The sequence below is a fragment of the Chryseobacterium panacisoli genome (assembly GCF_008274625.1).
Taxonomy (GTDB): domain Bacteria; phylum Bacteroidota; class Bacteroidia; order Flavobacteriales; family Weeksellaceae; genus Chryseobacterium; species Chryseobacterium panacisoli.
The window spans coordinates 360271-387220 of sequence record NZ_VTRU01000003.1; the positions used below are offsets into that span (position 1 = coordinate 360271).

The 26950-nt window shown below is 37.7% G+C and carries 17 protein-coding genes; 9 read left to right on the plus strand and 8 right to left on the minus strand.

Going from position 1 to position 26950, the window contains the following annotated elements; all coding sequences use genetic code 11:
* Positions 1–89 precede the first annotated feature (89 nt).
* Together FW781_RS14720 and dnaE are read right to left on the minus strand one after the other, a co-directional pair.
* Positions 90–3635 carry a T9SS type A sorting domain-containing protein gene (locus FW781_RS14720; RefSeq protein ID WP_149388119.1) on the minus strand — a complete coding sequence of 1182 codons (3546 nt, stop codon included), beginning with the start codon at positions 3633–3635 and terminating at the stop codon, positions 90–92.
* A 334-nt stretch (positions 3636–3969) separates the two neighbouring features.
* Positions 3970–8637, minus strand: a complete 4668-nt coding sequence (gene dnaE / locus FW781_RS14725) for a DNA polymerase III subunit alpha (RefSeq protein WP_149388120.1) — start codon at positions 8635–8637, stop codon at positions 3970–3972.
* Between the two features lie 253 nt (positions 8638–8890).
* Between dnaE and FW781_RS14730 the strand changes: the two genes are divergently transcribed.
* The 4 genes from FW781_RS14730 (at position 8891) to FW781_RS14745 (ending at position 15706) form a co-directional block, all read left to right on the plus strand.
* A complete protein-coding gene (locus FW781_RS14730) occupies positions 8891–11032 on the plus strand; it encodes a S8 family peptidase (RefSeq protein WP_149388121.1) in 2142 nt (713 codons plus the stop codon).
* Positions 11033–11107: 75 nt separating this feature from the next.
* Positions 11108–13180 carry an alpha-ketoacid dehydrogenase subunit alpha/beta gene (locus FW781_RS14735; protein WP_149388122.1) on the plus strand — a complete coding sequence of 691 codons (2073 nt, stop codon included), beginning with the start codon at positions 11108–11110 and terminating at the stop codon, positions 13178–13180.
* Between the two features lie 207 nt (positions 13181–13387).
* Positions 13388–14416, plus strand: coding sequence for a bestrophin family protein (locus tag FW781_RS14740; protein ID WP_149388123.1), 1029 nt, complete (start codon positions 13388–13390; stop codon positions 14414–14416).
* Positions 14417–14614: 198 nt separating this feature from the next.
* Positions 14615–15706: a serine hydrolase domain-containing protein gene (locus tag FW781_RS14745; RefSeq protein WP_149388124.1), complete on the plus strand. Its 1092-nt coding sequence runs from the start codon at positions 14615–14617 to the stop codon at positions 15704–15706.
* A gap of 25 nt (positions 15707–15731) precedes the next feature.
* On the opposite strand, the gene FW781_RS14750 is transcribed toward FW781_RS14745, so the two are convergent.
* Positions 15732–16190 (minus strand): Lrp/AsnC family transcriptional regulator, encoded by a 459-nt coding sequence (locus FW781_RS14750; RefSeq protein WP_047432467.1) that lies wholly within the window; start codon positions 16188–16190, stop codon positions 15732–15734.
* A 157-nt stretch (positions 16191–16347) separates the two neighbouring features.
* Here FW781_RS14750 and FW781_RS14755 point away from each other — a divergent pair, with 157 nt between their 5' ends.
* Positions 16348–17577: an aminotransferase class I/II-fold pyridoxal phosphate-dependent enzyme gene (locus FW781_RS14755; protein ID WP_149388125.1), complete on the plus strand. Its 1230-nt coding sequence runs from the start codon at positions 16348–16350 to the stop codon at positions 17575–17577.
* 212 nt (positions 17578–17789) lie between these two features.
* On the opposite strand, the gene FW781_RS14760 is transcribed toward FW781_RS14755, so the two are convergent.
* Positions 17790–18794, minus strand: coding sequence for a glycosyltransferase (locus FW781_RS14760; RefSeq protein WP_149388126.1), 1005 nt, complete (start codon positions 18792–18794; stop codon positions 17790–17792).
* Between the two features lie 208 nt (positions 18795–19002).
* Between FW781_RS14760 and FW781_RS14765 the strand changes: the two genes are divergently transcribed.
* Together FW781_RS14765 and FW781_RS14770 are read left to right on the plus strand one after the other, a co-directional pair.
* Entirely contained in the window at positions 19003–20016 is a 1014-nt protein-coding gene (locus tag FW781_RS14765) for an SDR family NAD(P)-dependent oxidoreductase (RefSeq protein ID WP_149388127.1), read from the plus strand.
* Positions 20017–20055: 39 nt separating this feature from the next.
* The gene (locus tag FW781_RS14770) at positions 20056–20862 is read left to right on the plus strand and encodes a helix-turn-helix domain-containing protein (RefSeq protein WP_149388128.1); all 807 of its coding nucleotides are present in this window, start codon (positions 20056–20058) and stop codon (positions 20860–20862) included.
* A 282-nt stretch (positions 20863–21144) separates the two neighbouring features.
* Here FW781_RS14770 and FW781_RS14775 read toward each other — a convergent pair whose 3' ends face one another.
* Both FW781_RS14775 and FW781_RS14780 read right to left on the minus strand, forming a co-directional pair.
* Positions 21145–21573, minus strand: coding sequence for a branched-chain amino acid ABC transporter substrate-binding protein (locus tag FW781_RS14775; protein ID WP_149388129.1), 429 nt, complete (start codon positions 21571–21573; stop codon positions 21145–21147).
* A gap of 29 nt (positions 21574–21602) precedes the next feature.
* A complete protein-coding gene (locus FW781_RS14780; protein ID WP_149388130.1) occupies positions 21603–22769 on the minus strand; it encodes a THUMP domain-containing class I SAM-dependent RNA methyltransferase in 1167 nt (388 codons plus the stop codon).
* Between the two features lie 137 nt (positions 22770–22906).
* On the opposite strand from FW781_RS14780, the gene FW781_RS14785 reads away from it, so the two are divergent.
* Positions 22907–23632, plus strand: coding sequence for a class I SAM-dependent DNA methyltransferase (locus FW781_RS14785; RefSeq protein ID WP_149388131.1), 726 nt, complete (start codon positions 22907–22909; stop codon positions 23630–23632).
* 2 nt (positions 23633–23634) lie between these two features.
* Entirely contained in the window at positions 23635–24360 is a 726-nt protein-coding gene (locus FW781_RS14790) for a ZIP family metal transporter (RefSeq protein ID WP_149388286.1), read from the plus strand.
* Between the two features lie 60 nt (positions 24361–24420).
* On the opposite strand, the gene FW781_RS14795 is transcribed toward FW781_RS14790, so the two are convergent.
* A complete protein-coding gene (locus FW781_RS14795; protein ID WP_228720203.1) occupies positions 24421–25806 on the minus strand; it encodes an OmpP1/FadL family transporter in 1386 nt (461 codons plus the stop codon).
* A 53-nt stretch (positions 25807–25859) separates the two neighbouring features.
* Entirely contained in the window at positions 25860–26930 is a 1071-nt protein-coding gene (locus tag FW781_RS14800) for a prolyl-tRNA synthetase (RefSeq protein WP_149388133.1), read from the minus strand.
* Positions 26931–26950 lie beyond the last annotated feature (20 nt).

Consider the following 26950-nt stretch of genomic DNA (forward strand, 5'->3'; position numbering starts at 1 on the left):
CAATAATTTAAAATACCTTTTTTAAAGTTTAAAAATAAAAAAAACGACAGCCAAACAGCTGTCGTTTCATGTTATATAATTAATACATTTTATCTTTTAATTGCTTTAATCGTTTGTTTAGATCCGTCTTTCATATTCAAGACTACTAAATACATTCCTTGTTTCAGATCTCCCAAATGAAGCGTAGAAGAAGGATTGTCAATAGTTTTCACTATTCTTCCTGCAGCATCAACTACAGAGGCAGATTTCACTTTAGAAACATCTGAAATATTCAGATCATCTACAAATGGATTAGGGTAAGCTTTAATTTCATTGTTTTTCTTTTCAACTTCAGTCGTTGCAAGCCCTGAACATCCTTGCGTAACAGAAATGCTATAATTACCAATTCTGGTTGCGGCATATCCTGTAAGTAATACATAATAAGTAGTCCCTGCAACTCCTGTAAATGTTAATGTCGGAGCATTATAAAGAGTCGTTGCACAACCAGCATCAGCATATCCTACACCTGAACTGTTGCTGAAACAAGTAAGCGAACCACAAGTCCCTGTATATACTCTTAAATAAGCGTCATATTGCGTACCACAAGCATCAATAGTAATAGGGCCGTTTTCAGTAGCTGTTACGGTGTACCAAACCCCTTTATAAGACGCTGTACTTCCGGAACTACCACACGTTGAAGCAGGAAGTGTTTCATCACCAGCAAGAGCATTAACACCCTGAGCCGTACCATTACAAGCCAGAGCAATAGCTGTATCACAAGTATCATTAGTGACAGCTGAAGGAGTTGTTACAGCAATCTGGAAATTGGATGTTGTCGTTGCAGTACTTGTAGAAGAGTATACTCTAACAAAATACGTTTGTCCCGCTACAAGGTTTTGCAATAATACACTGGAATTCCCGTATGCACCATCAAAACAAGTCATAGCTGTTAAAGCTCCACATGTTCCGGAATAGATCTGCGTACTTGTTGCATTATCCGTATATAAAACATGGACAAGATGTGTAGCACCTGTTGCAGTAAATGAATACCAAACATCATCATTGGTACCGGATGCACTACATGTAGGTGCTGTAACTCCTGAACTCTGAGTAGCACTTATAGTAGAACCATTCACAGCATTCAGGAATGCATCTGTACTGCTCACAGAAAGAGATGCAGCGTTTGCACAATCGTCATTTGCAGGTGGCGGCGGAGGTGTACCAATGCAAATATTGAAACTATTGGCATATAGTGTACTGCCATTTGTATTGGAATTATAAACTCTCACATAGTAAGTCTGGCCCGGAGTAAGACCGGTAAGCGGTGTATTCACTGCAGTACCACATTTAATACTTGTCAATGTACCACAAGCTCCACTGAAAACCTGAGTATATACACTCGTAGAGGTAGAAGTCCCAGCCGCAGTAACGTTTGAAAGCAATACAACATGATCAGTACCCGTAGCTGTAAATTTATACCACACATCATCATCAGCTGTTCCTCCGCATGGACTTACTGCCAATCCCGAATTAGTAGCACTTAAAGTTGTTCCGGATACCGGTGAAGCACATGTAAGCGTTGGACTCACAGATAAAGAAACTGCCGCCGAACACTCATCATTAGCAGGAGCTGCAGGAAGGGTTCCCATGCAGATATCAAAAGAGTCAGCATAGAAACTCGCCCCTGAATTAGCATCATAAGTATATACTCTTACATAATAAGTCTGACCCGCAGTAAGACCTGTTAAGTTCGTAAAGTTTGTATTTGAACTGATACAGTTAGTACTTACCAAAGCTCCGCAAGCACCACTGAATACCTGAGCATACAAAGACGTTGTAGAGGCATTTCCTACAGAAACTATATTTTTCAGCTGGAAAGTATGACCTGTTGACGTTGCAGTAAATTTATACCAGACATCATCGTCAGCTGTTCCTGAACAAGAACCAAGAGCAACTCCTGAACTTGTCCCTCCCGATGTTGTTCCTGCTGTAATACTAGCACAGCTCATATCAGGGTTAATAGTAATAGCCACGGCGTTTGCACAGTCATCATTAGCTGGTGGTGCCGGTGGTGTACTTACACAGATATTGAAACTTGCATTAGCAGTAACAGTAGATGAATAAGTGTATACTCTGATATAATAAGTCTGACCTGCAGTAAGGCCGGTAACGATATTTGTATTAGCATCAGAACACAGCATACTTGTCATAGTACCACAGCTTCCTGACAATACCTGAAAGTACATATCTGAAACCCCTGTTGTAGTTCCCGTAGAAGTTACATCAGAGATTGCCACAACATGACTTGCTGCTGTTGCAGTAAATTTATACCAAACATCATCATTTGGGCTTCCGCTACAAGCACCTGCCGCCATAGATTCTGTCGCTCCTAATGTATTACCAGGAGTTGTAGCTGTACAAGCCAAAGAAGGATTTACTGTTAAATTTACAGCACCTGAACAGTTATCATTTGCAGGTGGCACCACAGTAGTCGTGAAATTTCTTTCAGTACAACCTGTTGACACAACACCGCCATTATAGGCTGTAATCGTATAATAATACTGCGTCATAGGATTCAACTGCTGTGCAGGAGTAAGGGTATAAGCAGTAACGTTACCCATATCAAAATTACTCAAAACATTGGATGAACCTGCAGAGGTTCCTATACTTAATCTATATCCCAACGCTCCGCTTACTGCAGGCCAGGAGAAAGTAGTTAACACAGGTACTCCGACCTGAGCAGCCGTAGGTGCACCCACAGACGGACACCCCAGAGTAGCCATTGTAGTAAAAGATCTTTCTGTACATGCAGGAGAAACTCCTGTAGAATTGGCAGCATATACTGTATAATAGTATTGAGTATCGAAACTCAAAGAATTTGTAAGAGTATAAGAAGTTACATTCCCTACATCCTGCATATTCATCACGTTGGTTGCTCCCGGCGTTGTCCCGATGCTGATCTTATATGACGAATCAGAACTTGTAGCAGCCCAGCTGATAGTAGGCAATACAGAAATACCTGTTGCTGCAGCCGCAGGCGCAGCAACAACAGGACAAGCAGGAATTCCCGGAGTAAGTCCTAACAGACTTGCAACAGATTTTGTTGCTGTTCTTGTTCCCGTAGGCGGCGAAGCTGGGTCAGGGTTTGTTGGATCACTTCTATAATACAAAGTTGAATTGGAAGCTCCTGTAAACGTATAGAATTTATTTGTAGCCGCTGTGTAATCAGACGTATTCTCATCAATAGCGACAACAAGGTTATCTGTATTATTATACGCAAAAGGTGTTGTAAAGTTTACAGTCACCTCTCCTCCTGAAGCACTTATCGTCCCCGAAAACACCTGAGACAAACCCGATACAGGGAGCCAGTCTGTTGTACTGGAAAAAGATGTTTTAGTAGTATGACCTACATACACAACCCAATCTACTGATTTTGTAATATCCGCATTATTTGGCAAATAAAACTTCATTCCGGTAATATTCCCCGCAGCGTTGGCGTTAATTTCACTTTTAGTAAAAATCTGCTGTGTGTAGTTATATCCGTAGTTGACATCAATAGGAACATACCCGCCTTGGGTAGTTCCGCTCCCCAGCATTATCTGGGCATTGGTAATGGAAGCTATTAAAAATAGACTTAATAGTAATAATTTCTTCATAAATAGTAATAATAAAAGTTAGGGCGATAAATGTATAAATATTATTTCAAATATTAAAAATTATCATAAAATTTTAACAATAAACAACCAACACAACCCAATAAATCAAATAAAATCAAACGTTTATTTGATTTAAATATTTATTTCGCAATCCGTTGATAAATAAATAAACAACTGATAAACAGATGATTAAAATAGTATATCATTAAAATAGACTGCAGAAAATTTTTCTATTTATTACAAAAAACTATTTAAAAATTTTCATCAAAATCTACAATACACAAACAAAAAAAGAGTGACTTTTGATCACTCTCTATGTTATTATATATTTTTTCTAGTTTAAATAAAACTCATATTTATTAAGAAGCTGGATTTCTTTAATCAAATCTCCATTCAGATCTACCGAATGCTTCATAGACTGCACTTCAATATGGGAATCATCCTCAAGATTTTTGATAAAGAACTTCAGTTTTTGATTTCCTTTATTTCTGTCAAGCACCGTTCTGAAAAAGTCGAGATCTTCTGCCCTTACATCCATAACATCCATGACTAAAGATATACTCTTCGCAAACCGCTCGAATGCTTCCTGAAGTTCAATCACATCATTTACATTAACGAAAACCCTTCCATCCTTCACCTGAGCGAATTTTATTTTAAAAATAACAAACCTCTGAACTTCCAGCTTTTCCTTCAGTCTCATATAATCCCTGTCTCCCAGTCTGAATGAATATGATCCTGAATAATCTTCCAGGGTAACAAAAGCTACTTTTTCTCCACTTCTGAAACCATCTTTTACCACATATTCCGTAATCAGACCAGCAACTGTATATTCTTTTCCGCCACCACCATTTTCTCTTTCTTTCTGCAGTGTTTTCCAGTCTTTTTTCTTTTCTTCAAAAAGTTCTTCCTGTTTATTGGCAAAGGCCTGCTCTTTATAGGCATCCACTTCATCAAGATTCAGAAAATGAAAAACACCTTTCGGTTCAGCTTTTTTGATAATCTCTTCTATAACCTCCTCTTCTTCACCGGCAACAATGTCATCAGAAACAATCTCTACAAGATCTGCGACCTCATCAATAGAGTCTTTTTCAAGAATAGGAGCTTCATCTATAACTACTTTTTCCTCATCTTTCTCCAACACCGATTTTTTGGAAAGCTGCCCCTGCATAAACTGATATTGGTATTTAAATTCATCCAAAGGATGCGCAGAAAGATAAAACCCTATCGTTTCTTTTTCTTTATTAAGCTTATGCATGTTTGGCCATTCCGGGCAAGGTGCCAATTTCGGCTGTTCAATCTGAACTTCTTCTGCAAAATCTGCAAAAAGAGAATGCTCCATCTCATTTTTACTTTCCTGGAAGCTCTGTCCGTACCTGATCAATCTTTCAAGATTCGTTCTTCCAGCCATGTCAATATCAAAATACTGACCTCTGTGGAAAGAATCCAATTCATCAAAAGCTCCTGCAAGCACCAAACTTTCCGCGACTCTCTTATTCATTTGCGAAGGCAGAATTCTTTCAAAAAAATCATAAATATTTTTGAATCTTCCGTTCGCTCTTTCCCGTGTAATTCCTTCACTCGGGCCTTCTCCAATCCCTTTGATTGCCCCCAATCCGAAACGGATCTGTCCTTTTTCGTTTACAGAAAATTTATACTGAGATTCATTCACGTCCGGCCCTAATACATCCACTCCCATACTTTTGCAATCCTCCATAAACATGGTAATTGAATCCGTATTGTTAATGTTATTACTCATCACACTTGCCATATATTCTGCAGGATAATTGGCTTTCAGATAGGCAGTCTGGTAAGCAATAAATGCGTAGCAAGTAGAGTGAGATTTATTGAAGGCGTATTCCGCAAAGGCTTTCCAGTCATTCCATATTTTCTCCAGCCTTTCTTCATTCAGGTTGTTTTTTCTACCACCTTCAATGAATTTAGGGTACATTTTATTAAGAACGTCAATCTGCTTTTTACCCATCGCTTTTCTCAAAGTATCAGCTTCACCTTTGGTAAAATTGGCCAATTTCTGGGACAAAAGCATTACCTGCTCCTGATAAACGGTAATCCCGTATGTTTCTTTTAAATATTCTTCTGTTTCCGGTAAGTCATAAACGATCTCTTCAATTCCGTGCTTTCTGTTGATAAAGTTTGGAATATATTTGATCGGGCCCGGACGATACAGGGCGTTCATTGCTATAAGGTCGGCAAAAACCGTTGGTTTAAGCTCCCTCATGTATTTTTGCATTCCGGGACTTTCATACTGGAAAACCCCAACCGTTCTTCCTTCTTTAAATAACTGATAGGTTTTGGTATCATCAAGCGGAATAAGATCCGGATCAATGTCTAAGCCATGTCTTGCTTTTACAAGCTTCAATGCATCTTTAATGATCGTCAAAGTTCTCAGCCCCAGGAAGTCCATCTTCAGAAGACCAGCACTTTCTGCCACAGAGTTATCAAACTGTGAAACCAAAATATCCGCATCTTTTGCCGCAATAGTCACTGGTACAAGGTTACTTACATCTTCCGGTGTAATAATCACCCCACAGGCATGAATACCTGTATTTCTGATACAGCCTTCCATTTTTTTTGCACTCGCTAGTACGTCATGACGGGCATCATCCGGACTGTTCAGAACATACCTCATTTCATCAACAAGCATCTGTTCTTCCGGCTTTAACTTATCATATTTAGATAAAGCTTTTGCAATGTTCATCCCAGGACTTGGTGGAATTAATTTTGCAATATTATTCGTATCAGGAATCGGAACATCCAAAACCCTTCCCGCATCTTTAATCGCAGATTTTCCTCCTAAAACAGAGTACGTAATAATCTGTGCTACCTGATTTTTGCCGTATTTTTCAACTACCCATTTGATGATTTTATCACGGCCTTCATCATCAAAATCGATATCAATATCGGGCATGGAAACCCTTTCCGGATTCAAGAAACGCTCAAAAAGCAAATCATATTTAATAGGATCTATATTGGTGATTCCCGTGCAATAAGCAACTGCGGAACCTGCGGCAGAACCACGGCCCGGGCCAACCCAAACCCCCATTTTTCTTGCTTCATTACAAAAATCCTGTACAATAAGGAAATAACCGGGATATCCCGTATTAGCTACTACTTCAAGCTCAAAATCTAACCGTTCTTTAATTTCGTCTGTGATTCCGGTATCTGCATATCTTTTTTTCGCTCCTTCATATGTTAAATGAGTCAAATATGCCATTTCACCACGTTTCCCTCCATCAATATCATCTTCAGCATGAATAAATTCTTCAGGAATATCGAATTTTGGAAGTAAAACGTCTCTTTTTAAAGTATAAGGTTTAAATTTCGCAGTGAATTCTTCATACGCATCAAATGCATCAGGATACGCCAGAAAAGCTTCTTTTATTTCGTCAGCATTTTTGATGTAATATTCTCCCGTAGCTAATCCTCTTCTCTTTCCAAAGCCTTTTCCGACAGGAGTTGTCAGTTTTTCCCCGTCTTTGATACAGCTTACAATATCCTGAATGTTAGAATCGTCTTTATTAGAATAAAAAGTTTCGTTCTGTGCTAAAATTTTAACATTATATTTATCTGCAAAATGCAGTAAGACATCATTTAAATGTTCTTCTTCAGGCAGTTTATGATTTTGAATCTGAACATAAAAGTCATCATCAAAAGTATCTTTCCACCATTTGAAAAGTTCTTCCCCTTTTTGTTCACCGGTATTTAAAATAGCATCCGGAATATCTCCCAGAATTCCGGAAGTCAGAGCAATTAAACCTTCTTTATATTCAGCAATCAGTTCACGGCTTATCCTCGGAACTCCAAAATAAAATCCTTTTAAGAATCCGATACTTGAAAGTTTTGCCAGGTTTTTATATCCTTCAAAATCTTTCGCCAACAAAACCACCTGCGTTCTTCTGTCGGGATCATCTTTGGTAAACTGTTTCTGTTCGTAACGGTCTGAAATATAAAATTCACAACCTACAACAGGAATTAAAGGCTCTGAAACAGGTTCAGGCTCATTAAATTCTTCTCCGCTTTCTTCTGCTTCCTGCTTTTTCGCTAAATATTCTTTATATTTTTTTGCGCGGTCACCATTTGCTCCTTCAATTGCCGAAACAAACTTAAAGGCACCCATCATATTTCCCAAATCCACCATTCCAACGGCAGGGAAATTATCATCCGTCGCTTTTTTAATTAAATCATTAATGCTGGAAGTCGCCATTAATGTTGAGAAAACACTGTGATTGTCAAAATTGAAATATTTACCCAGATCAATTTCATCCACACTTCCGAAGTCCTGCTGCTTTTTCTTATTATGAAAATCTGCAACCTGTCTTCTGATAACAATATTGAATGGCTTTATCGGGTCAGGATAAAGACTCTTGAAATACGCCAGTTGGTCCTCAGAAATCTTTAATGTTTCTGCGGGAACCACCCCAATTCTTATCATTTCAAAGAAAGCTCTTGCCGTAGCATTTACGTCGGCAGCAGCATTATGGGCTTCATCAAACTTGCTTCCATAAAGCTTTTCATAAAGTTCTTCAAGTTTCGGAGATTTATATTTCCCTCCCCTTCCTCCGCCTAACTGGCAGAAGTCGGTTCCCAAAATCATGGTATCAGCCTTTGGCTTTTCCTGTAGATTATCTTTAAGATTTTTCCTGTAAAATTCAGCTCCTACAATATTGTAATCGAATTCCACATTGTGTCCGGAAACCACTCTTACTCTATCTAAAGCTTCGGCAAATTCCTTTAAAATTTCTTCAAGATCACGGCCTTCTTCATGGGCAATTTTCGTTGTAATTCCGTGAATACGGGCTGCATTGAAGGGAATATCATATCCTTCAGGTTTTATTATATAATCCTGATTTTCAACTAAATTTCCGTCATCGTCATGTATCTGCCATGCAATCTGAACCATTCTTGGCCAGTTTTCCGAATCTGAAAGCGGAGCGTTGAAATTTTTTGGTAAGCCTGTTGTTTCTGTGTCAAAAATTAAATACATATAATTTTCTAACTTTTTTATAAAAAAGAGAATGTAAAGTTACTTCATTTTTTTCTAATTATCGCCTTATAGCAACCATACAAACAATCAATAATATTAAAAGAATAAGACTTATTCAAAAAAAACTTTTTAACAATTAAAATGAAAAATTAAAATTAGCTTAAAAAATTAGACTTATTCATCGAAACTAACTAATTATTAAAATATTAACATAAATTTGATTTACGATAATTTTAACAATCTGTTACCTAAAATGAAGAAACAATTACTATTAATCAGCTCTTTGTTCATTTCACTGATGAATGCTCAAAACAATGAAGAGCTAAACAGAAAATTCGAACAGCAAAGAACAGAGAACAATGAAAAGTTTGATGCTTATATATCTAAACGATATGGCACCAACAAAACTCCTGAAGTTTTAAAAGAGATTGAACTGCAAAGAACCAACCTGGCAGGCTTTTTACCTGATAACAGACCCTATTTTTTCCAAGCTCACGATATGGATCAGATTAAAAATTCCAATTCTGATTTTTTACAGGGAGGAACTATTACAGGGTTAACGGGATCTTTTAATGGAGAAGGTATTAAGTTCACCATTTTCGACGGAAGCACCTCCTCCGGTGTAGCAAGAGTATTTGCCGGTCACGTCTTGTTCAATAATTTACCTAATAGAATAACGAACAAAGAAAGCAGTACCGTCAACTATGGTGATCATGCAACAGCTGTTTCCAGCTTTATAGGAGCAAAAGATTACCCATATACCGTAACATTTACAAATGGAACAACAAGACAGGTTAATTTCAAAGGAATTGCACCCAACTCTACAATAGATGCTTATGCTTTTGGAACCTCTATACTGGATGGAGAAACGACCCAAAAAACAGTATTTCAAAAAATAACGACAGCTCAACCTAACATTTCAAATCACTCCTATGGAACTAATCAGGGCTGGGCAGATCCTCAGTTGATTAATAATGAACCTTCATGGGTATGGAACGGAGCATTTTCAAGCCCCAACACTACATTTGATGCTCAGGGAACTTATCATACAAATGACCGTGATTATGACCAGATTGTATACAACAACCCATCGTATATCATTATAAAATCTGCCGGAAACTCATTTGGCGAAGGACCTAGTGCTGACACAAGTACTTATAAAAAGTATTATAAAGATAATAATGGTAATTTGGTAGAATTCGCACTTACCGATACTCTTCCTCCGAATAATTGCGCACAGGGATTTGACTGTATAGGGATTGGTTCTCTAGGAAAAAATATTATTGTTGTAGCAGCTGCTGATAGAATTACAACCAATGACGGAAGATATACCGCTTCTTCAGATGTTATCCATTCCAGTTACAGCAGCGCAGGACCAAGAGACGACGGAGGTATTAAACCGGATATTACCGCGGTAGGAACAAGTGTTGCCAGTGCATGGACAGATAACAACGCTACAGGAGGAAGTAAAATCAACGTTGGAGATGGAACGTCCTATTCTGCTCCTGTTGTAACAGGTATTGTTGGACTTTGGACCCAAATTAACAAACAACTGTTTTCCGGAAGCTTATTAAATGCTGCATCTGCAAAAACCTTAATGGTACATTCAGCAAAAGAAGCAGGCAACATAGGCCCTGATCCACAATTTGGCTGGGGTTTTATCGATGCTAAAAAAGGAGCTGAACTTCTTGTAGGGAAATCCAACAACAGTATTATTTTTAATGATGAAACATTAAACAGCGGAGTTGCCAATGTAAAAACAGTAAAAGCATCAGGTTCAGAGCCATTAAAAGTTACCATATCATGGATAGATCCTGAATTCACAAACTTTACCAATCAATGGGGCAATATTTATAATAACAGAAGTTCCAAATTAATTAATGATCTGGACCTGAAAATCACAGATACTACTACCAATACTGTTTATTATCCATGGAAGCTGGATGCCAACAATCCAATGACTCCTGCTACCAAAGGAGACAATACTGTAGACAATGTGGAACAGGTTGTCATTGACGCTCCGGTTGCCGGAAGAACATATAAAATTGAGCTCACAAATAAGGGGATACTTAAAAATAATTCAGGCGGAAATGCTCCTCAAAACTACTCTATTATTGTAACAGGATTTACCGAGCTATTAGAAACTAAAGAATCCGCAAACCCTCTTAATAACCTGGCAATTTCCCCTACCATTACAAAAGACTTTACAAACATACTGAAAGCACCTAAAAAATCCACTTTCAATGTATATGATCTTACAGGTAAAAAATTACAAAACGGAATCATCAACAATGACAAAGAACAGATAGATTTATCCTTATACACAAAAGGAATTTACATCATTGAAGTAAAAACAGACAAAGATGTTATTTCTAAAAAAGTGATCAAGGAATAACCTATATCTACAAAGATTTTATACAAAATACTAACAGTTGTTAGTATTTTGTTTTTTTGTGTATATTTGCTTCCTATGGAAAATGCACTTCACGAAAAAGTTTCTCAGGATATATTGCTCAAAGCGTATAATCATATGATGCTGGCCAAAGCAATGGCTGATATTTACGAAGAAAACAGAAATATCTGTAAATACGTTCATAGTACTTCAAGAGGCCACGAAGCTATACAGCTTGCAACAGCCTATCAGCTAAAAAAAGAAGACTGGGTTTCTCCTTATTACAGAGACGAAAGTATTCTTTTAGGAATTGGTTTTGAACCTTATCAGTTAATGCTTCAATTACTGGCCAAAGCTGATGATCCTTTTTCAGGAGGAAGATCTTATTATTCCCATCCTTCAAGCAGGGATGAAAACAAACCCAAAATTGTTCACCAGAGTTCCGCAACCGGAATGCAAACCATACCTACTACAGGAGTAGCTCAGGGAATCAAATACATACAGGACTTCAATCTTCAGGAGTTCGAAAATAATCCTGTTGTTGTCTGCAGCCTTGGAGACAATTCTGTTACAGAAGGTGAAGTGAGTGAGGCTTTACAGTTTGCCGCTTTACATCAGCTTCCTATCATCTTCCTTGTACAGGATAATGAATGGGGAATTTCCGTAACGAAGGACGAAGCGAGAACCTGTGATGCCTATGATTTTGTTGCCGGATTCACCGGATTAAGCAGAATGAGAGTAGACGGAACAGATTTCGTAGAAAGTTTCGAAGCGATGAAGAAAGCCGTAGATTTTGTAAGAACGGAAAGAAAGCCTTTGGTTGTCTGCGCAAAAACTGTTTTGATCGGCCATCATACTTCAGGAGTAAGAAGAGAATTCTATAGAGACGAAGAAGATTTAACGAAACATAGAGCCAAAGATCCGGGAGAAATCCTTAGAAAACATTTGCTGGAAACAGGTACTGATGAAGATCTTTTAAAGCAGATCACCAAAAAGGCTCGCCTTGAAGCAGAAGAAGCTTTTGAAAGAGCTAAAAACGCTGAAGATCCGAAACCAGAATCTGTAATGCAGCACATTTTTGCCCCTACACCTATCACAGAAGAAACAGGAACCCGTGAACCTGCCAACGGTGAAAAAATTGTGATGGTAGACGCTGCCATTCATGCCATTCAGGAATTGATGTGGAAACATCCTGAAGCTCTTCTTTACGGACAGGATGTAGGAGAAAGAATTGGTGGGGTTTTCCGTGAAACAGTAACTTTAGGAAAGAAATTCGGGAGCAAAAGAGTATTCAATACAGCTATTCAGGAGGCTTATATCATTGGATCTACAGCCGGAATGAGCGCTGTGGGATTGAAACCAATCGTTGAGGTTCAGTTTGCAGACTATATTTACCCGGGAATCAACCAGTTAATCACAGAGATTTCAAAATCCAACTACTTAAGTGGCGGAAAATTCCCTGTAAGCAATATCATCCGTGTTCCTATCGGAGCATACGGTGGTGGTGGCCCTTACCACAGTGGAAGCGTTGAAAGTATCTTAGCCAATATCAAAGGAATTAAAATAGCATATCCAAGTAATGCAGCAGACTTTAAAGGTTTATTAAAAGCAGCTTATTATGATCCGAATCCGGTAATAATGCTGGAGCACAAAGGATTGTACTGGAGTAAAGTTCCGGGAACTGAAGATGCCAAAACAATAGAACCTGCTGAAGATTATGTACTTCCGTTTGGAAAAGGAAAAGTCATTATCGAAGCAGATAAAGATGAAACTGAAAAAGGCCGAACTTTATTGGTGGTGACTTACGGAATGGGAGTTTACTGGGCTAAAGAAGCTGCTAAGAATTTCAATGGAAGAGTTGAGGTGATTGATTTAAGAACATTAATTCCTCTTGATGAAGAACTTGTTTTTGAAAGAGTAAAAGCTCATGGAAAATGTATTGTTCTCACCGAAGAACAGCTTAACAACTCTTTTGCAGAAGCTTTTGCTCACCGTATCTCTAAAAGCTGCTTCAAATATCTGGATGCGCCGGTAGAAACGATGGGTTCATTGGATGTACCTGCTGTACCAATCAATCTGGTACTGGAGAAAGAAATGCTTCCGAATGCTGAAAAGCTCAGCAGTAAGATCGAAGAAATGCTGAAATATTAATTTTATATCAACTTAAAACCTCTAAAAATTTTTAGAGGTTTTTTTATGCAATTTTTTCACTACTTTTATTTAAGATTATCAATCTCAACCCTAGACCATTATCAACCAAGAAAACCCGATTATCCATTATCTGACAGGCATTGCAAAACAAACCCCATCATAGTTTGGTACTTATTTTGTCTCTACACGCAAAACACATCTATCTTTATGATCACAACCAAATACGTCAATTATAAACAGGTTCTCAATCTGGCCGGTGTACATCTTATCTTTATATCAATCTGGTGTACATTGATTGCTGTTTTCTTTTATTTCTTCAACTGGCACTGGATGACGATTCCCTGGGTTCCTGTTGCACTGATTGGTACAGCAGAGGCATTCCTTGTGGGTTTTAAAAATAACCAGGCTTATGACAGACTTTGGGAAGCCAGAAAAATCTGGGGTGGAATTGTGAATTCAAGCCGTTCGTTTGCTTCTATGGTGTATGCTTTTGATACTAAAAATGAAGAAATTGGTGTTTTTGATCTTGAAGACCGTAAAAGAAGAATCGTTTACCGTCATATTGCATGGTTATATACTTTCCGTGAACAGCTTTTGGTTCCTACAGAATGGGAACATATCAGTACTGAAAAGAAGTTCGGGAATATCAACCTGAGAAGAAACAGATTGATCAAAGCCGGATTCCCCGATTACGGAAGAGCTCCTATTTTCCTGCACAAATATCTTTCGGAGGAAGAATATGAACTTAAAAATGATTATAAAAACTTTGCCACTTACCTTGTATCTCAACAGGCAAAAGACATCAATGAGCTTAAAAATATGGGAGCTATTACAGAATTCAACCAGACTCAGCTGCAGAACGCTCTGAATGAATTCTATAATTTTCAGGGACAGGCAGAAAGAATCAAAAAATTCCCTTCTCCAAGACAGTTTGCCAGCACAGCTTTTGTTTTCAATATCCTGTTTATCATGCTTCTCCCACTGGGATTAGTAAATGAGTTTGCGAAGCTTGGCGATTGGGGAATATGGACTTCTATTCCATTCTGTATCATCATCGGATGGATCTACATCATTATGGAACTCGTGGGAGATTACTCCGAAAATCCTTTTGCAGGGTTAATGTTTGATGTTCCAATGCTTTCCATCTGCAGAACGATTGAAATTGATCTTCTTCAGATGAGTGGAGAAACAGACCTTCCGGATCCTATTTCTTCCAAAAACGGAGTCCTTGTATAGCATAATTGAATATCAGCTTACAGTAAAAAATCAAAAAAATATTCAGTAAAATATATTTTAAAATTTCATTGTTTTTCATAATTTAGAGGAATTGAAAACATCTGCTGAAATCTGTTCAAAATTGAATTACGGTTCTGTTTCGGACAGATTTTAACTTATACTTTCACCAGCTAATAATTTACCCTACTTTTTTAAACAATGAGATCCAAGCAAGTACTGCAGGTTTTGACAGTTGTATGTCTTACCTTCTTCTGTTCTAACGTAAAATCACAGGCGGCTTTTAACAAAGAATTACCTAAAGAATTTACAGACAAATTCACCCGGGAAATCAATGACAGTATTCCGTCTCTGGGATCTTTTATCGTTTCTCAGGACAGCAGGATCATGTATGAACAGTATTTTCACGGAGCTAATAAAGAAACGGTCTTCAGTGTAAAATCGGTTACCAAAAGCATCGTATCTGTTCTGGCAGGTATTGCAAAAGATAAAAATATACTTCCCAATCTCAATACTCCGGTTTTAAAAATCCTTCCGGAATATAATGTTTCAAGAAGCAGTTTTAAAAACATCTCCAATATTGAAGGGAAAGTTCTTCATGATTCTATCAGAAATACATTAACGTTAAAGAATATCCTGACCATGCAGGGTGGTTTCGACTGGATTGAGAATTCAAAAATATCAACAGCCATGTCGTTTTCGGGTGATCCTGTAAAGTTTGTTCTGGATCTGCCTTTCGAAGAATATCCGGGTACTGTATTCAACTATAACAGTGGTGAGTCTCATCTTTTTGGTGCTGCATTGGCAAAAATTGTAAAGACCAATCTGAAACAATTCGCGACTGAAAATCTTTTCAGACCTTTAAAAATGAATGTTACCCGATGGGACACAGATTCTATGAACAGAAATTTGGCAGGATCGGAGATGTTTATGAAGCCTGAAGATATGCTGAAATTCGGTTCTATGATTCTTAACAACGGTAAACTGGCTGGAAAACAGATCGTCTCACCAAAATGGATTCAGGAATCCACTTCTGAACAGGTAAAGCTGGATTCATGGGATGTAATGCCCAATGCCAACGGATATGGCTATTACTGGTGGCGAAGAAAAACCAACGGCCAACAGGCATTCGTGGCAACAGGTTATGGCGGACAGCTTATCTGCATTATTCCTGATCTAAAAATGGTGATCGTAACCACCTGCTTTTTGAATGATAAAAACAAAGGCAGATCCGAGATTAAAAGACTTCACTATTTCATTGATAAAATAACAAAGGGAGATCAAATCAAATAACCAAATCAGAGATTTTTTTAATAATCTACAATACGATTGCCGTTGTATTTTTCACTTCGGAAATCATAAATGAACTGTGCGTACTTGCGATGTGCTGAAGCGTCGTCAGTTTCGTCAGCATAAAACTGCGATAATCTTCAATATCTTTCACCCCTATTTTAAGGATATAATCGTAATCTCCGCTCACATGAAAACACTCTGTAACCTCCTGCAGGTCCATCACCTCCTTTTCAAACTGAAGTACAAATTCTTTTTTATGCTGGCTTAATTTGACATGACACAGGACGATAAAATTTTTCTTAACTTTGCTTTTGTCCAGCAAGGCTACATATTTTGAAATAACGCCTGCATTTTCAAGCTTCTTTACGCGCTCATAAATAGCTGTAACAGATAATCCAAGCTTCCCGGACAGTTCTTTGGTGGTTTGTTTGCAGTCTTCCTGTAAAAAAAACAAGAGTTTTTTGTCAGTTTCGTCAAGTTCCATAGATATTTTTTTGGTAAAAGTTTAACAATCCCGAAGATACTAAATAATTTTTCTAAATAAACAATATTTTACAGTTTTATTTTCTATAAATTCAAATTTATATTGTAATAATTAGCAAATTAATGCAAATTGGAACAATAAAATAAAAACAATATTTATGGAAGACTTTAACGCAGCCAACGAGATCCAGGATCTTCAGTATTTTGGTGAATTCGGAGGAGTAAATCCTTCTATCTCAGATAGCTCTACTTATACGTTCCTCTCTGCAAAGACCATGTTTGATACTTTTGAAGGAAATGCGGAAGGATGTTACCTGTACTCCAGACATTCATCACCCATGAATCTTTATCTGGCTCAGGCACTTGCCAAGATGGAAAATACAGAGTCTGCCAACGTTACAGCGTCCGGAATGGGAGCTATTACTTCGGTTTTGATGCAGTTGTGCAAAAGTGGAGACCATATTATTTCAAGCAGAACCATATACGGAGGAACTTATGCTTTTCTTAAAAACTTCATGCCTCAGTTCAATGTAGCAACCAGTTTTGTTGATATCAATAATTTTGAGTCTATAGAAAAAGCAATTACTCCCAATACTAAAGTAATTTACTGCGAAAGTGTGAGCAACCCGCTTCTTGAAGTGGCAGACCTTAGAAAACTTTCTGAAATCTGTAAAAAACACAACCTGAAACTGGTCGTAGACAATACCTTCTCCCCTCTTTCTATCTCTCCGACACTATTCGGGGCAGATGTTGTGATCCACAGTCTGACGAAGTTTATTAACGGAAGCAGTGATACAGTAGGAGGTGTATATTGTGCAACACAGGCATTTATTGATGATACCAAAAATGTCAATTCCGGAGCTTGTATGCTTCTGGGGCCTACCATGGACAGCTTAAGATCATCAAGTATTTTAAAAAACCTGAGAACATTGCACATCAGGATCAAACAGCACAGCCACAATGCGATGTATCTTGCTGAAAGATTTGAAAAAGATGGCCTAAAGGTATCTTACCCTGGATTACCATCCCATAAAAATCATGAATTAATGAAGAGCATGCTTCATGAAGAATACGGATACGGCGGATTACTGACGCTGGATGCCGGAACCACAGAAAAAGCCAACGAGTTGATGGAACTGATGCAGACAGAAAACCTGGGTTATCTTGCAGTAAGCTTAGGGTTCTATAAAACCTTATTCTCATGCTCAGGAAAATCTACCTCATCTGAAATCCCTGAAGAAGAAAGAGCTTCCATAGGTATTTCAGACGGACTGATCAGATTCTCCATCGGTCTTGACCACGATATTAAAAGAACGTACCATAAAATGAAGGAGTGTATGCTGAAAGTAGGCGTTCTTAACCACCATGAAAACATTTCTATATCCTAAATTTATTATTGTAAAAAGGCTGTTTCAATTGAAACAGCCTTTTTTATATTTTCTTAATTTACAAATCCAACTATCTATATTTCTATGGAATGACAAGCGTTCTGTATAATCTTTTTACAAGTTTTGGCTAAAGCCATTAGAACATTTTATTGACTTGATAAATGGGCTAAAGCCCATTCCTATTGAATTTTCTTTTGCAGATAATATTCCTGCTATTTCTTATAATAATGATGCGGAAAAGCCTCTTCCGGTTTCATTCTGAAAACATTCAGCAGAATCCAGGATTTCAGGAATCCATAGCCGTAAGAAAACATTTGAATATAGGTGGAAATAACTGCCATACCGGCAATGCTGATATTTTTGGTCAGTAATAAAGCGTGAAACAACACCAAAAAGGTGTACAATCCATAAAAAGAAAGAATTATCCCTCTATGCATAATAAAATACTCCAGAAAGCCCATTGCATATCCTAACATAAATAAAGTAGGAAATGCAAACGAGATCTTCACATAATTGGGGTGTCTCTGATTAAGAATCGGTCTTGCACAGCCAAACTGATAGACCTGCTTGGAAAATTTTCCAAAATCAACCCTACGTTTGTGATAAACAGCAATATCGTCAAAAAAAGCTGTGGTAAAGCCATTTTCCCAAAGTGTCATAGACAGATCCGGATCCTCTCCTATTCTCATTTCTGAAAATCCACCTACCTTTTCGAAAACAGCCTTTTTCACCCCCATATTAAAACTTCTGGGCTGAAATTTAGAAACCGCTTTCTTATTTCCTCTGATTCCTCCGGTGGTAAAAACGGAGGTCATAGAATAGGAAATAGCCTTTTGCATCAGATTGAAGCCTTTATGAGCCTTATCTGCTCCTCCAAACGCATCACAGGGAATAGTAAGAATATCGTTTTTAATATGTTCAATATAATCTTTTTCAACAATGACATCACTGTCTACGAATACCAGCCATTCATTGGCAGCTCTTGCTGCTCCGTAATTTCTTGTCAGCCCGGGTCCTGAATTATCTTTTCTGAAATATTTAATATCCAGCCCCTGTTCAAAATTTCTGATGGTAGGCTTCAGATCGATCAGAGAACCGTCATCTACAATAATGATCTCAAACTCCTTATCCGTCTGTTGGGTAAGGGAGGTTAGCAGCTCAAAAAGTTCGTCTTTTCGGTTGTAAATGGCAACGACAATGGAAATAGTAGGCTTCAAATTGAAAATTTTTCAAAATTACTTATTCGCAGAACAACCTACAAACAGTTTAACAGCTTATTCAGAGAAATTAACGAAGTTCCCTTACATCCTTCTTACTGTATAATTTTTACAAATGAAATTCTGAGCCAACAAATTTGACATTTTAAACAAAATAAACATGGAGAATCCATTCTAATTTTGCTATAGAAATTTAAAACAATAAAAAATGGAATCAACGATCAATGCATTGCAACAGCCTGTTCAATCAGGATTCAATGCGTATTCAACAGCTCAGGAAGTTATTAAGGGAATCGATCTTACCGGAAAAACGGTAATCATTACCGGCGGTTATGCAGGAATTGGCCTTGAAACCACCAAAGTGCTTAGCTCAGCCGGAGCCCACGTCATTATTCCTGCAAGAGATATTGAAAAGGCTCGAAAAAATCTTTCAGGGATAGAAAATTTTGAACTTGAAGAAATGGATCTTATGAATCCTGCTTCGATTGAAGCTTTTGCAGAAAGATTTACAGCATCAGGTAGAAGCCTTGATCTGCTTATTAACAACGCAGGGATCATGTGGGTTCCTCTCCGCAGAGACAGCAGAGGTTTTGAATCCCAGCTGGCCACCAATTACCTTGGGCAGTTTCACCTCACTGCAAAATTATGGCCGGCTCTGAAAAAAGCAAATGGCGCAAGAGTTATCAGTGTTTCTTCATATGGTCATCAGATGGCTCCTTTTGATTTTGAAGATCCTAATTTTGAGAAAAGAGACTACGATACCCTATCCGGATACGGACAATCCAAAACAGCCTGTAATCTGTTTGCTGTGGAACTTGATGAAAGAGGAAAAGAATTCAATATCAGAGCTTATTCTCTTCATCCCGGTTCTGTATATGGGACTGATCTGGGCAGAGAAGAACCTGTTGAACTTTTTAAACAGCTTGGAACGCATGATGAAAACGGAAATATCAAACCGGAGGTTGAAGCCCGTTTAAAAACCGTTCCACAAGGGGCAGCTACTACCATTTGGTGTGCTGTAAGTCCTCAGCTTAATGAAATCGGAGGTGTTTATTGTGAAAATTGTGATATTGCGGAAATCGACAGAGGACAAATTGAGCACAGATTCGATGAACCGGCAACCATCCGTGGCGTACAGCCCTATTCCATTGATAAAAACAGTGCTGAGCGTTTATGGAAATTAAGTGAAGAAATGCTGGGTTTCCGGTTTGATGCCCAATAGCTGTTTTTTAAATACATTTGTAATGAAAAACTTCTGACAATGGATTTCCAGATACAATACCTCACGCCGGATATCAAGCTTTCCAGCTATGATGACAAGATGTTCAAAACGGAAACCGTTTTTGAATACCATATGCTGGTATGGTTTATATCAGGAGAAACAAAGATCATTCAGGCAGATAAAACCTATATTTTCAAAGCTGGAGATATTTTTCTGATCCCAAGAAATCATCTTGCAACGGTCATTAATTATCCCAAAGACGGGCTTCCTCATAAAGCGGTAGCCATGCATCTTACCACAGAACGTCTGAAAGATTTTTACAGTTCGATTGATTATCTTAAGAAAACCGGATATCGTGAATCCAGCATTCACAGTTTTAGTAGTCATCCTCTTCTGAACAGCTGTCTGTCTTCCCTGATTCCTTATTTTGAAATTGAAGGGCTCTTTCCTGAAAATATCGCTCATTTAAAGATCACTGAAGCCATCAGTATTTTAAGGGAAATCGATCCGGATATAGATCATATCCTTGCTGATTTTGATGAACCGGGAAAAGTGGACCTTATTCATTTTATGGAAAAGAATTATATGTTCAATATGCCTTTGGAACGGTTTGGATATCTTACAGGCAGGAGCTTATCTACTTTCAACCGTGATTTCAGAAAGATTTTTCAAACGACACCGCAGCGATGGCTTACTCAAAAGCGTCTTGAACTCGCCTATTATCATTTGTCTGAAAAGAATAAAAAACCTTCTGACATTTTCCTGGAAGTAGGCTTTGAAGATCTGTCGCATTTTTCGCACGCCTTTAAAAAACAGTATGGGTTTGCACCTTCACTGGCACGATAAAATAAAACAGGTTGTACCATATAAGTACAACCTGTTTTTATTATTTAATTAAATTAATAATCTACTGATATTATTTTTCCTGTGAAATATCTGGATCTTTTAACTCTTTCTTTTGAGCTATTACATTATGATTTATAGCCTTTCTTTTAGGTTTTGAACGTGATGATTTTGACCCAGAGCTAAACAGACCGAATACATCTAAAACTACATCAAATATTTCAAAAAAATTCCAGGACATTTTAATCTCAAAGTTTATTAATTTTTAGTTTATAACCAATTGTGTTATATAAACCAACCAGATCTGAAATAGATATACATGGCCACAGAAATAAAGAAAACGATTACTGAACAGCTGAACAAAAGCAGTTTAAAAATATTTTTAAAATAATAAAACTCCATCACATGCAGGATAAAAAATAGTACAAACGAAATTCCAATTCCTATTAAGGAAGTTACCACCAAAGTTTGTGTATAATTTTGTGCGGGTAAAGAATCTTTAAAAACAATAAAAAAAGAAAATGCAGCCAATACGATAAATACTGTACTTACTTTCTCTGTGAAATATTTGGATCTCTTTGAACTCTTTTTTTGTGGCTTCTCATCATAGTTCAGGCTTTTTCTATCAGAAGTTGAACGTGAACCAGAACCAGAACCAAATAGTTCCAATACATCTACAATTATATCAAGTCCATCAAGAAAATTCCAAGCCATCAGTTTATTATTTTAAACGATACAAACTATTACTTATTATCTTCCAGTTTATGTATCTTCTTCGTTCCCTCATACATTTCGTACTGTAAAAATCTAGTTTCCAGTTTTCCGTTGAAAAGTTTAATCTTTCTTGAAGGACGAAGACCAATTTTCTTTACTGCTTCAAGGTCTGAAGAGATCAGCCATGCTAATGTATTGGGATAATGGGTTTTGAAGGTATCTCCTATTTTCTTGTAGAAATCATCATCATTGATAGAAATTCTCTCATCATATGGTGGATTGAATACCATTAATAAAGGGAACAATTCTTTTTTAGAATCAAAAAAGTTTTGTTTTTTAATCTCGATAACATCTTCCATTTCTGCTGCTTCTACATTCATTCTTGCAGCATTCAGCATTCTTGCATCAATATCATATCCAACAATTTTTCCATCAAATTGTCTGACTCTGTTAATTCTGAATTCTTTGATTTTTGCAAACAAATCTGCGTCATAATTATTCCAGTTCTGAAAGCCAAATCTCTTTCTGAAAATCTGAGCCGGAAGATCCATAGCAATCATCGCTGCTTCAATCAACAATGTTCCGGAACCGCACATCGGGTCAAGGAAATTTCCTTTTCCGTCCCAGCCAGCCAGCTGAAGCATACCACTCGCCAGCACTTCATTGATGGGCGCTTCTCCCTGCTCTCTTCTGTATCCTCTCTTAAATAAAGGATCTCCGGAAGAATCCATTGAAATCATTACCAACTCTCTATCTATATGAAGGTGAAATTTGATATCCGGATTTCTGGTTTCCACATTCGGACGTCTTTTGAATTTCTCCTGGAAATAATCCACAATCGCATCCTTCATTTTTAAAGTCACAAACTGAGAATGTTTGAATGTTTCGGAATTTACGGTAGCATCAATAGAGAAAGACTGGTCAACATCCATGAAGTTTTCCCATTCAAATTTGAACAATCTGTCATAAAACTGATGCTGATTAAAAGCTTTGAACTCATGAATCGGAACCAGGATTTTCAATGCTGTTCTTGCAGAGTAATTGATCTTGTAAAGAAAACCGAGATCTCCTTCACAATTTACTGCTCTGTTTTTAATTTCAACATTTCTTCCGCCCAATTTTTTGATTTCTTCTGCCAGAGTCTGCTCCAATCCGAAGAATGTCTTTATCTGTATTTTAATATTTTCTGTATCCATAAGTATGAATTAAAAGATTTAAAGCTTTAATAATTAAAAGATTAGCCATCAAATTCCTTATCTAATTGAAATTTTCAATCTCTTAATGTTGTAAAATACTTTGCTTTTAACCGCACAAATTTAGTTATTTTTGCATTATGGAATGGTTTGAATCTTGGTTTGATACCCCTTATTATCATTTGCTTTATAGCAACAGAGACTATACTGAAGCAGAAAACTTCATTACAAAGCTCACTGCGGACCTTCAGTTGCCGCCTCAGTCGAAAATCATAGATCTTGCCTGCGGAAAGGGAAGACACTCTGTTTTTCTTAATAAATTAGGGTATGATGTTCTTGGGCTTGACCTTTCTAGACAAAGCATTGAGTCTGACAAACAGTATGAAAATCAAACCTTGATTTTTCAAGTTCATGATATGAGAAATCCAATTGATGCAGATCCTATGGATGCTGTATTCAATTTATTTACAAGTTTTGGGTATTTTGACAATGAAAATGATGACAAAAAGGTATTCCATTCTGTTTACCACGCCTTGAAACCGGGAGGATATTTTGTACTGGATTATCTGAATGAAGCTTATGTAAGAAATACTTTAGTTCCGGAAACAACAATAACCCGCGGCGATATAGACTTTAAAATCCTGAAAAAAATAGAGGGCAGACATATCATCAAAGATATCCGTTTTGAAACTGACGGTAAGCCGTTTCATTTCTTTGAAAAGGTAAAGCTTCACACACTGGAAGCAATTCATGCGTATGCCTCTGAATGTGGTTTTGAAAGAATAAAAATCTGGGGAGATTATCAGCTGAATGAATTTAACAAAGAAAATTCCCCTCGTTGCATCAATTTATTTAAGAAAAAATAATGATAACAGTACTTTTACTGATTTTAAGTGTAATAACAGGAGTATTTCTTGGGAAACACTTTGGTAAAAAAGAAAAACTGGCCAAAAATCTACTGATACTAAGTGCAGGTTTTTTGATTACGATCTGTCTCAATGAAGTTTTTCCGCAGGTTTACACTTCTGCAGGCAGCAGTAATCTTGGGATATTTGTAATCGCAGGAGTTCTTCTACAGATGATTCTGGAAGCGCTTACCAAAGGTTTTGAACATGGACACTTCCATCATCATAGCGAACATAATATTCTTCCCGTTGCCTTAATGGTAGGATTATTCATCCATGCTTTCATTGAAGGAATTCCTCTAGCCAATGAACAGCAAGAAATGTCTCCTTACCTTTGGGGAATTGTATTTCACAATCTTCCCATTTCCTTTATTCTGGGAGCATTTTTATTTAACAGAAAAGGAGAATCAAAAAGTTCTTCATCTTATCCTTCTATTCTCATTGTAGCCTTATTTGCCCTGGCTTCTCCAATGGGAATGCTGTTAGGAAACTATTTCAATCCTGATCTTCAGCCTTATTTTCTGGCTATTGTTGGAGGAATTTTCCTTCACATTTCATCGGTGATCATTTTTGAAAGCAATAAAAATCATAATATAGACTGGGTAAAGATAGGACTGGTTGTTTTAGGAGTTTCACTTGCATTGATGATGCATTTCTTCCACCAACATCCTGCCGCTCATTCTCATTAAAAAATAAAAAGGCTCCGGAATCCGGAGCCTTTTATTGTATATAGCTTACTTATGTAAAGCTTAGAATTTCCATCCTACTGTAAGGAAGAAATTATTTCTGTTATTTTTAACCTCACTTGCCGCATAAGAATCACTTTCAAAGATGTTATTAGCAGAATAATAAGATGAATCTGAATTACCATCCATATATCCTCTCATAAAAGGATTTGTATACTTAGATGATATATTCTGATAAGATGCATCTACATAGAAAGATTTGAAATCATACCCGATACCGAAAGAGAGTGTGTTTCTATCACTTAGCATCATGTTGCTGTATGATTGATCTCCTACACTTCCTGCATCATTAAATCTACTGATCGTAAGTGCATCAAAAGGACTAGACTGGTAAGCGTAACCTCCTCTCAGTCTGAACTGCTGTACTCTATACTCTGCTCCTACTCTTACTTCAGAAAGGTTTTTATAATTCTCTTTAAAGAAATCATTCAATGCTGTTTCTGCTCCGCCGTATACTTTATAATCAGGCTTTGTAAGTCCAAGGGTATAATCTACATTCAAAGAGAAGTTTTTACTTGCTACAAATGCAGCACTCACTGTTGCTTTAAGCGGTGAAGTAAATTTTCTGTTTTCAGCACCCATATCGTCCCCGTAAACAGGATCATTATAAAAATAGTAATTCCTGTCTATCGACCAGAATGTAGGAGTTTCAAGGGATGCTCCCACTCTGAAATTAGGACTTAGCTTTCCGATTACCCCTAATGAAGCAGAAAAACCTGAAGATCTTTCTGAATAGGGAGTGTCCTGCTTACTGAATCCTTCCGTAGAATTATTGGTAAGATTTCGGTAAAATAAAGTATCGTATTGATCAACTGAAGCGTTGAAAAAATTGAAACCTGCTCCTAAATATAAATTATGATTATAATTAGCTCCTACCCCAAAGCTCATCTTTGACAAATTACCATATCTTTCATATATATGTCCCGCCAATGCAGCATCCTTGGTTATATCATCTTTATCAAAAGCATAAACAACATTGTTATTACCCGGTGACTGGATTACATTATCTAGAGTCTGGTTGGAGAAATTAATACCGATATTGATAAACTTCCATCCGGTTTCCGTCATCAGTGGGAAAGCAATGATCCCTCCTGCATTTCCAAGGTCTCCCTTAGTTTTGCTATAGTCTATGGTAGATCCAGCTAAAGAGCTGCTGTTTTTATTTCCTAAAATAGATAAAGTTCCTGAAACCTCTCCTGAAATAGCTACCCCTAAACCTGCCGGGTTGGTAAGCAAAGAGTTTGCATCACCACCTAGCGCACCATTAGATCCTGCCATTGCATTAAACTTAGCCGATCCCACCATAGGAGTACTTGAGTAAACATCCACGGTATTTCTTATCACAGAAACATCCTGAGCCTGCGCATAGAATGCAGCAGAAATACTCATTAATACTAAAGATTTTTTTAACATTATTTTTTAATAGTTTATTCGTTTGAAAATTATCTGAATCCACCTCTTCCGCCGCCGCCGGATCTCATTCCGCCTCCGCCACCAGAAGAACCACCTCTGAAGCCGCCTCCACCGGAGTTGAAGCCGCCGCTAGATCTGAAACCTCCTGAATCATTAGATCTGAAGCCTCCATTATTATTGTTTCTAGGCTGTGGCTGCTGGTAATTATAATTAGGTCTTGTCTGTGGTGAAGTATTACGGAATCCGCCATTTGGCTGTGTATTTCTGAAACCTCCGGAATTGCTATTTCTGAAGCCTCCTGAATTACCGTTTCTGAAACCTCCATTTGAGTTAGTATTTCTGAAACCTCCATTATTTGTGTTTCTGAAACCTCCATTCGTATTTCTGAAGCCTGAGTTGGCTGTATTGGTTCGGTATACTGCGTTGGCTACCCCTGTATTCTGGAATCCTCCTCCACTAACACCGCTTCTTCTATACACAGGTCTGTTGTAGTAACCACCACCCCAGTATCCGCCTCCGTATCCGCCCCAGAATGGATCATAATATCCACCATAACCATATCCCCAGTAAGGACTTCCCCATCCGTAAGAGCCTCCCCAGCCCCATCCGAATGATCCGCCCCAACCCCAGGACATACTTGCACCCCAGCCCCAGCCGCGGTTCATGCCCCAGCCCCAATACGGGCTGTAACCACCATACCATCCCCAAGGAGATCCCCATCCCCATGAGTTGTCATAATAGTTGGTTTGAGAACCTGCATAAAGTCCCCAGTCTGAATCTGTAGCGTTGGAATTCCAGTTTGTATTGGTATTACTCCAATCATTATATCTGTTTTGCTGTTCTCTGGAATTCGTTTGTGCATTTTCAATGACATTGGAATCCTGATAATAGTCATAATATTCTCCTACTCTGTTTCCGCTATCATTGATGATAACTCCTTCAGGTAGCGTATCCTTATTGGGGTCGTAATACACCCCATCCGTCTCGCTATACCCTCCCATCTGAGCACCACAAGACACAAGTAATAATCCGCCTGATATAGCCAACACCCCTTTGGATCTTAGCAGACCAAGCAAATTTTTATGTATATTTCTTTTCATGATAACGTAAAAATTTTTAA

What these genes read in the sequence shown, in the direction of transcription:
- FW781_RS14720 (WP_149388119.1), bottom strand. Translation starts at nt 3,635, where the DNA reads ATGAAGAAATTATTACTATTAAGTCTATTTTTAATAGCTTCCATTACC.
- dnaE (WP_149388120.1), bottom strand. Translation starts at nt 8,637, where the DNA reads ATGTATTTAATTTTTGACACAGAAACAACAGGCTTACCAAAAAATTTC.
- FW781_RS14730 (WP_149388121.1), top strand. Translation starts at nt 8,891, where the DNA reads ATGAAGAAACAATTACTATTAATCAGCTCTTTGTTCATTTCACTGATG.
- FW781_RS14735 (WP_149388122.1), top strand. Translation starts at nt 11,108, where the DNA reads ATGGAAAATGCACTTCACGAAAAAGTTTCTCAGGATATATTGCTCAAA.
- FW781_RS14740 (WP_149388123.1), top strand. Translation starts at nt 13,388, where the DNA reads ATGATCACAACCAAATACGTCAATTATAAACAGGTTCTCAATCTGGCC.
- FW781_RS14745 (WP_149388124.1), top strand. Translation starts at nt 14,615, where the DNA reads ATGAGATCCAAGCAAGTACTGCAGGTTTTGACAGTTGTATGTCTTACC.
- FW781_RS14750 (WP_047432467.1), bottom strand. Translation starts at nt 16,190, where the DNA reads ATGGAACTTGACGAAACTGACAAAAAACTCTTGTTTTTTTTACAGGAA.
- FW781_RS14755 (WP_149388125.1), top strand. Translation starts at nt 16,348, where the DNA reads ATGGAAGACTTTAACGCAGCCAACGAGATCCAGGATCTTCAGTATTTT.
- FW781_RS14765 (WP_149388127.1), top strand. Translation starts at nt 19,003, where the DNA reads ATGGAATCAACGATCAATGCATTGCAACAGCCTGTTCAATCAGGATTC.
- FW781_RS14770 (WP_149388128.1), top strand. Translation starts at nt 20,056, where the DNA reads ATGGATTTCCAGATACAATACCTCACGCCGGATATCAAGCTTTCCAGC.
- FW781_RS14775 (WP_149388129.1), bottom strand. Translation starts at nt 21,573, where the DNA reads ATGGCTTGGAATTTTCTTGATGGACTTGATATAATTGTAGATGTATTG.
- FW781_RS14780 (WP_149388130.1), bottom strand. Translation starts at nt 22,769, where the DNA reads ATGGATACAGAAAATATTAAAATACAGATAAAGACATTCTTCGGATTG.
- FW781_RS14785 (WP_149388131.1), top strand. Translation starts at nt 22,907, where the DNA reads ATGGAATGGTTTGAATCTTGGTTTGATACCCCTTATTATCATTTGCTT.
- FW781_RS14795 (WP_228720203.1), bottom strand. Translation starts at nt 25,806, where the DNA reads ATGAGTATTTCTGCTGCATTCTATGCGCAGGCTCAGGATGTTTCTGTG.
- FW781_RS14800 (WP_149388133.1), bottom strand. Translation starts at nt 26,930, where the DNA reads ATGAAAAGAAATATACATAAAAATTTGCTTGGTCTGCTAAGATCCAAA.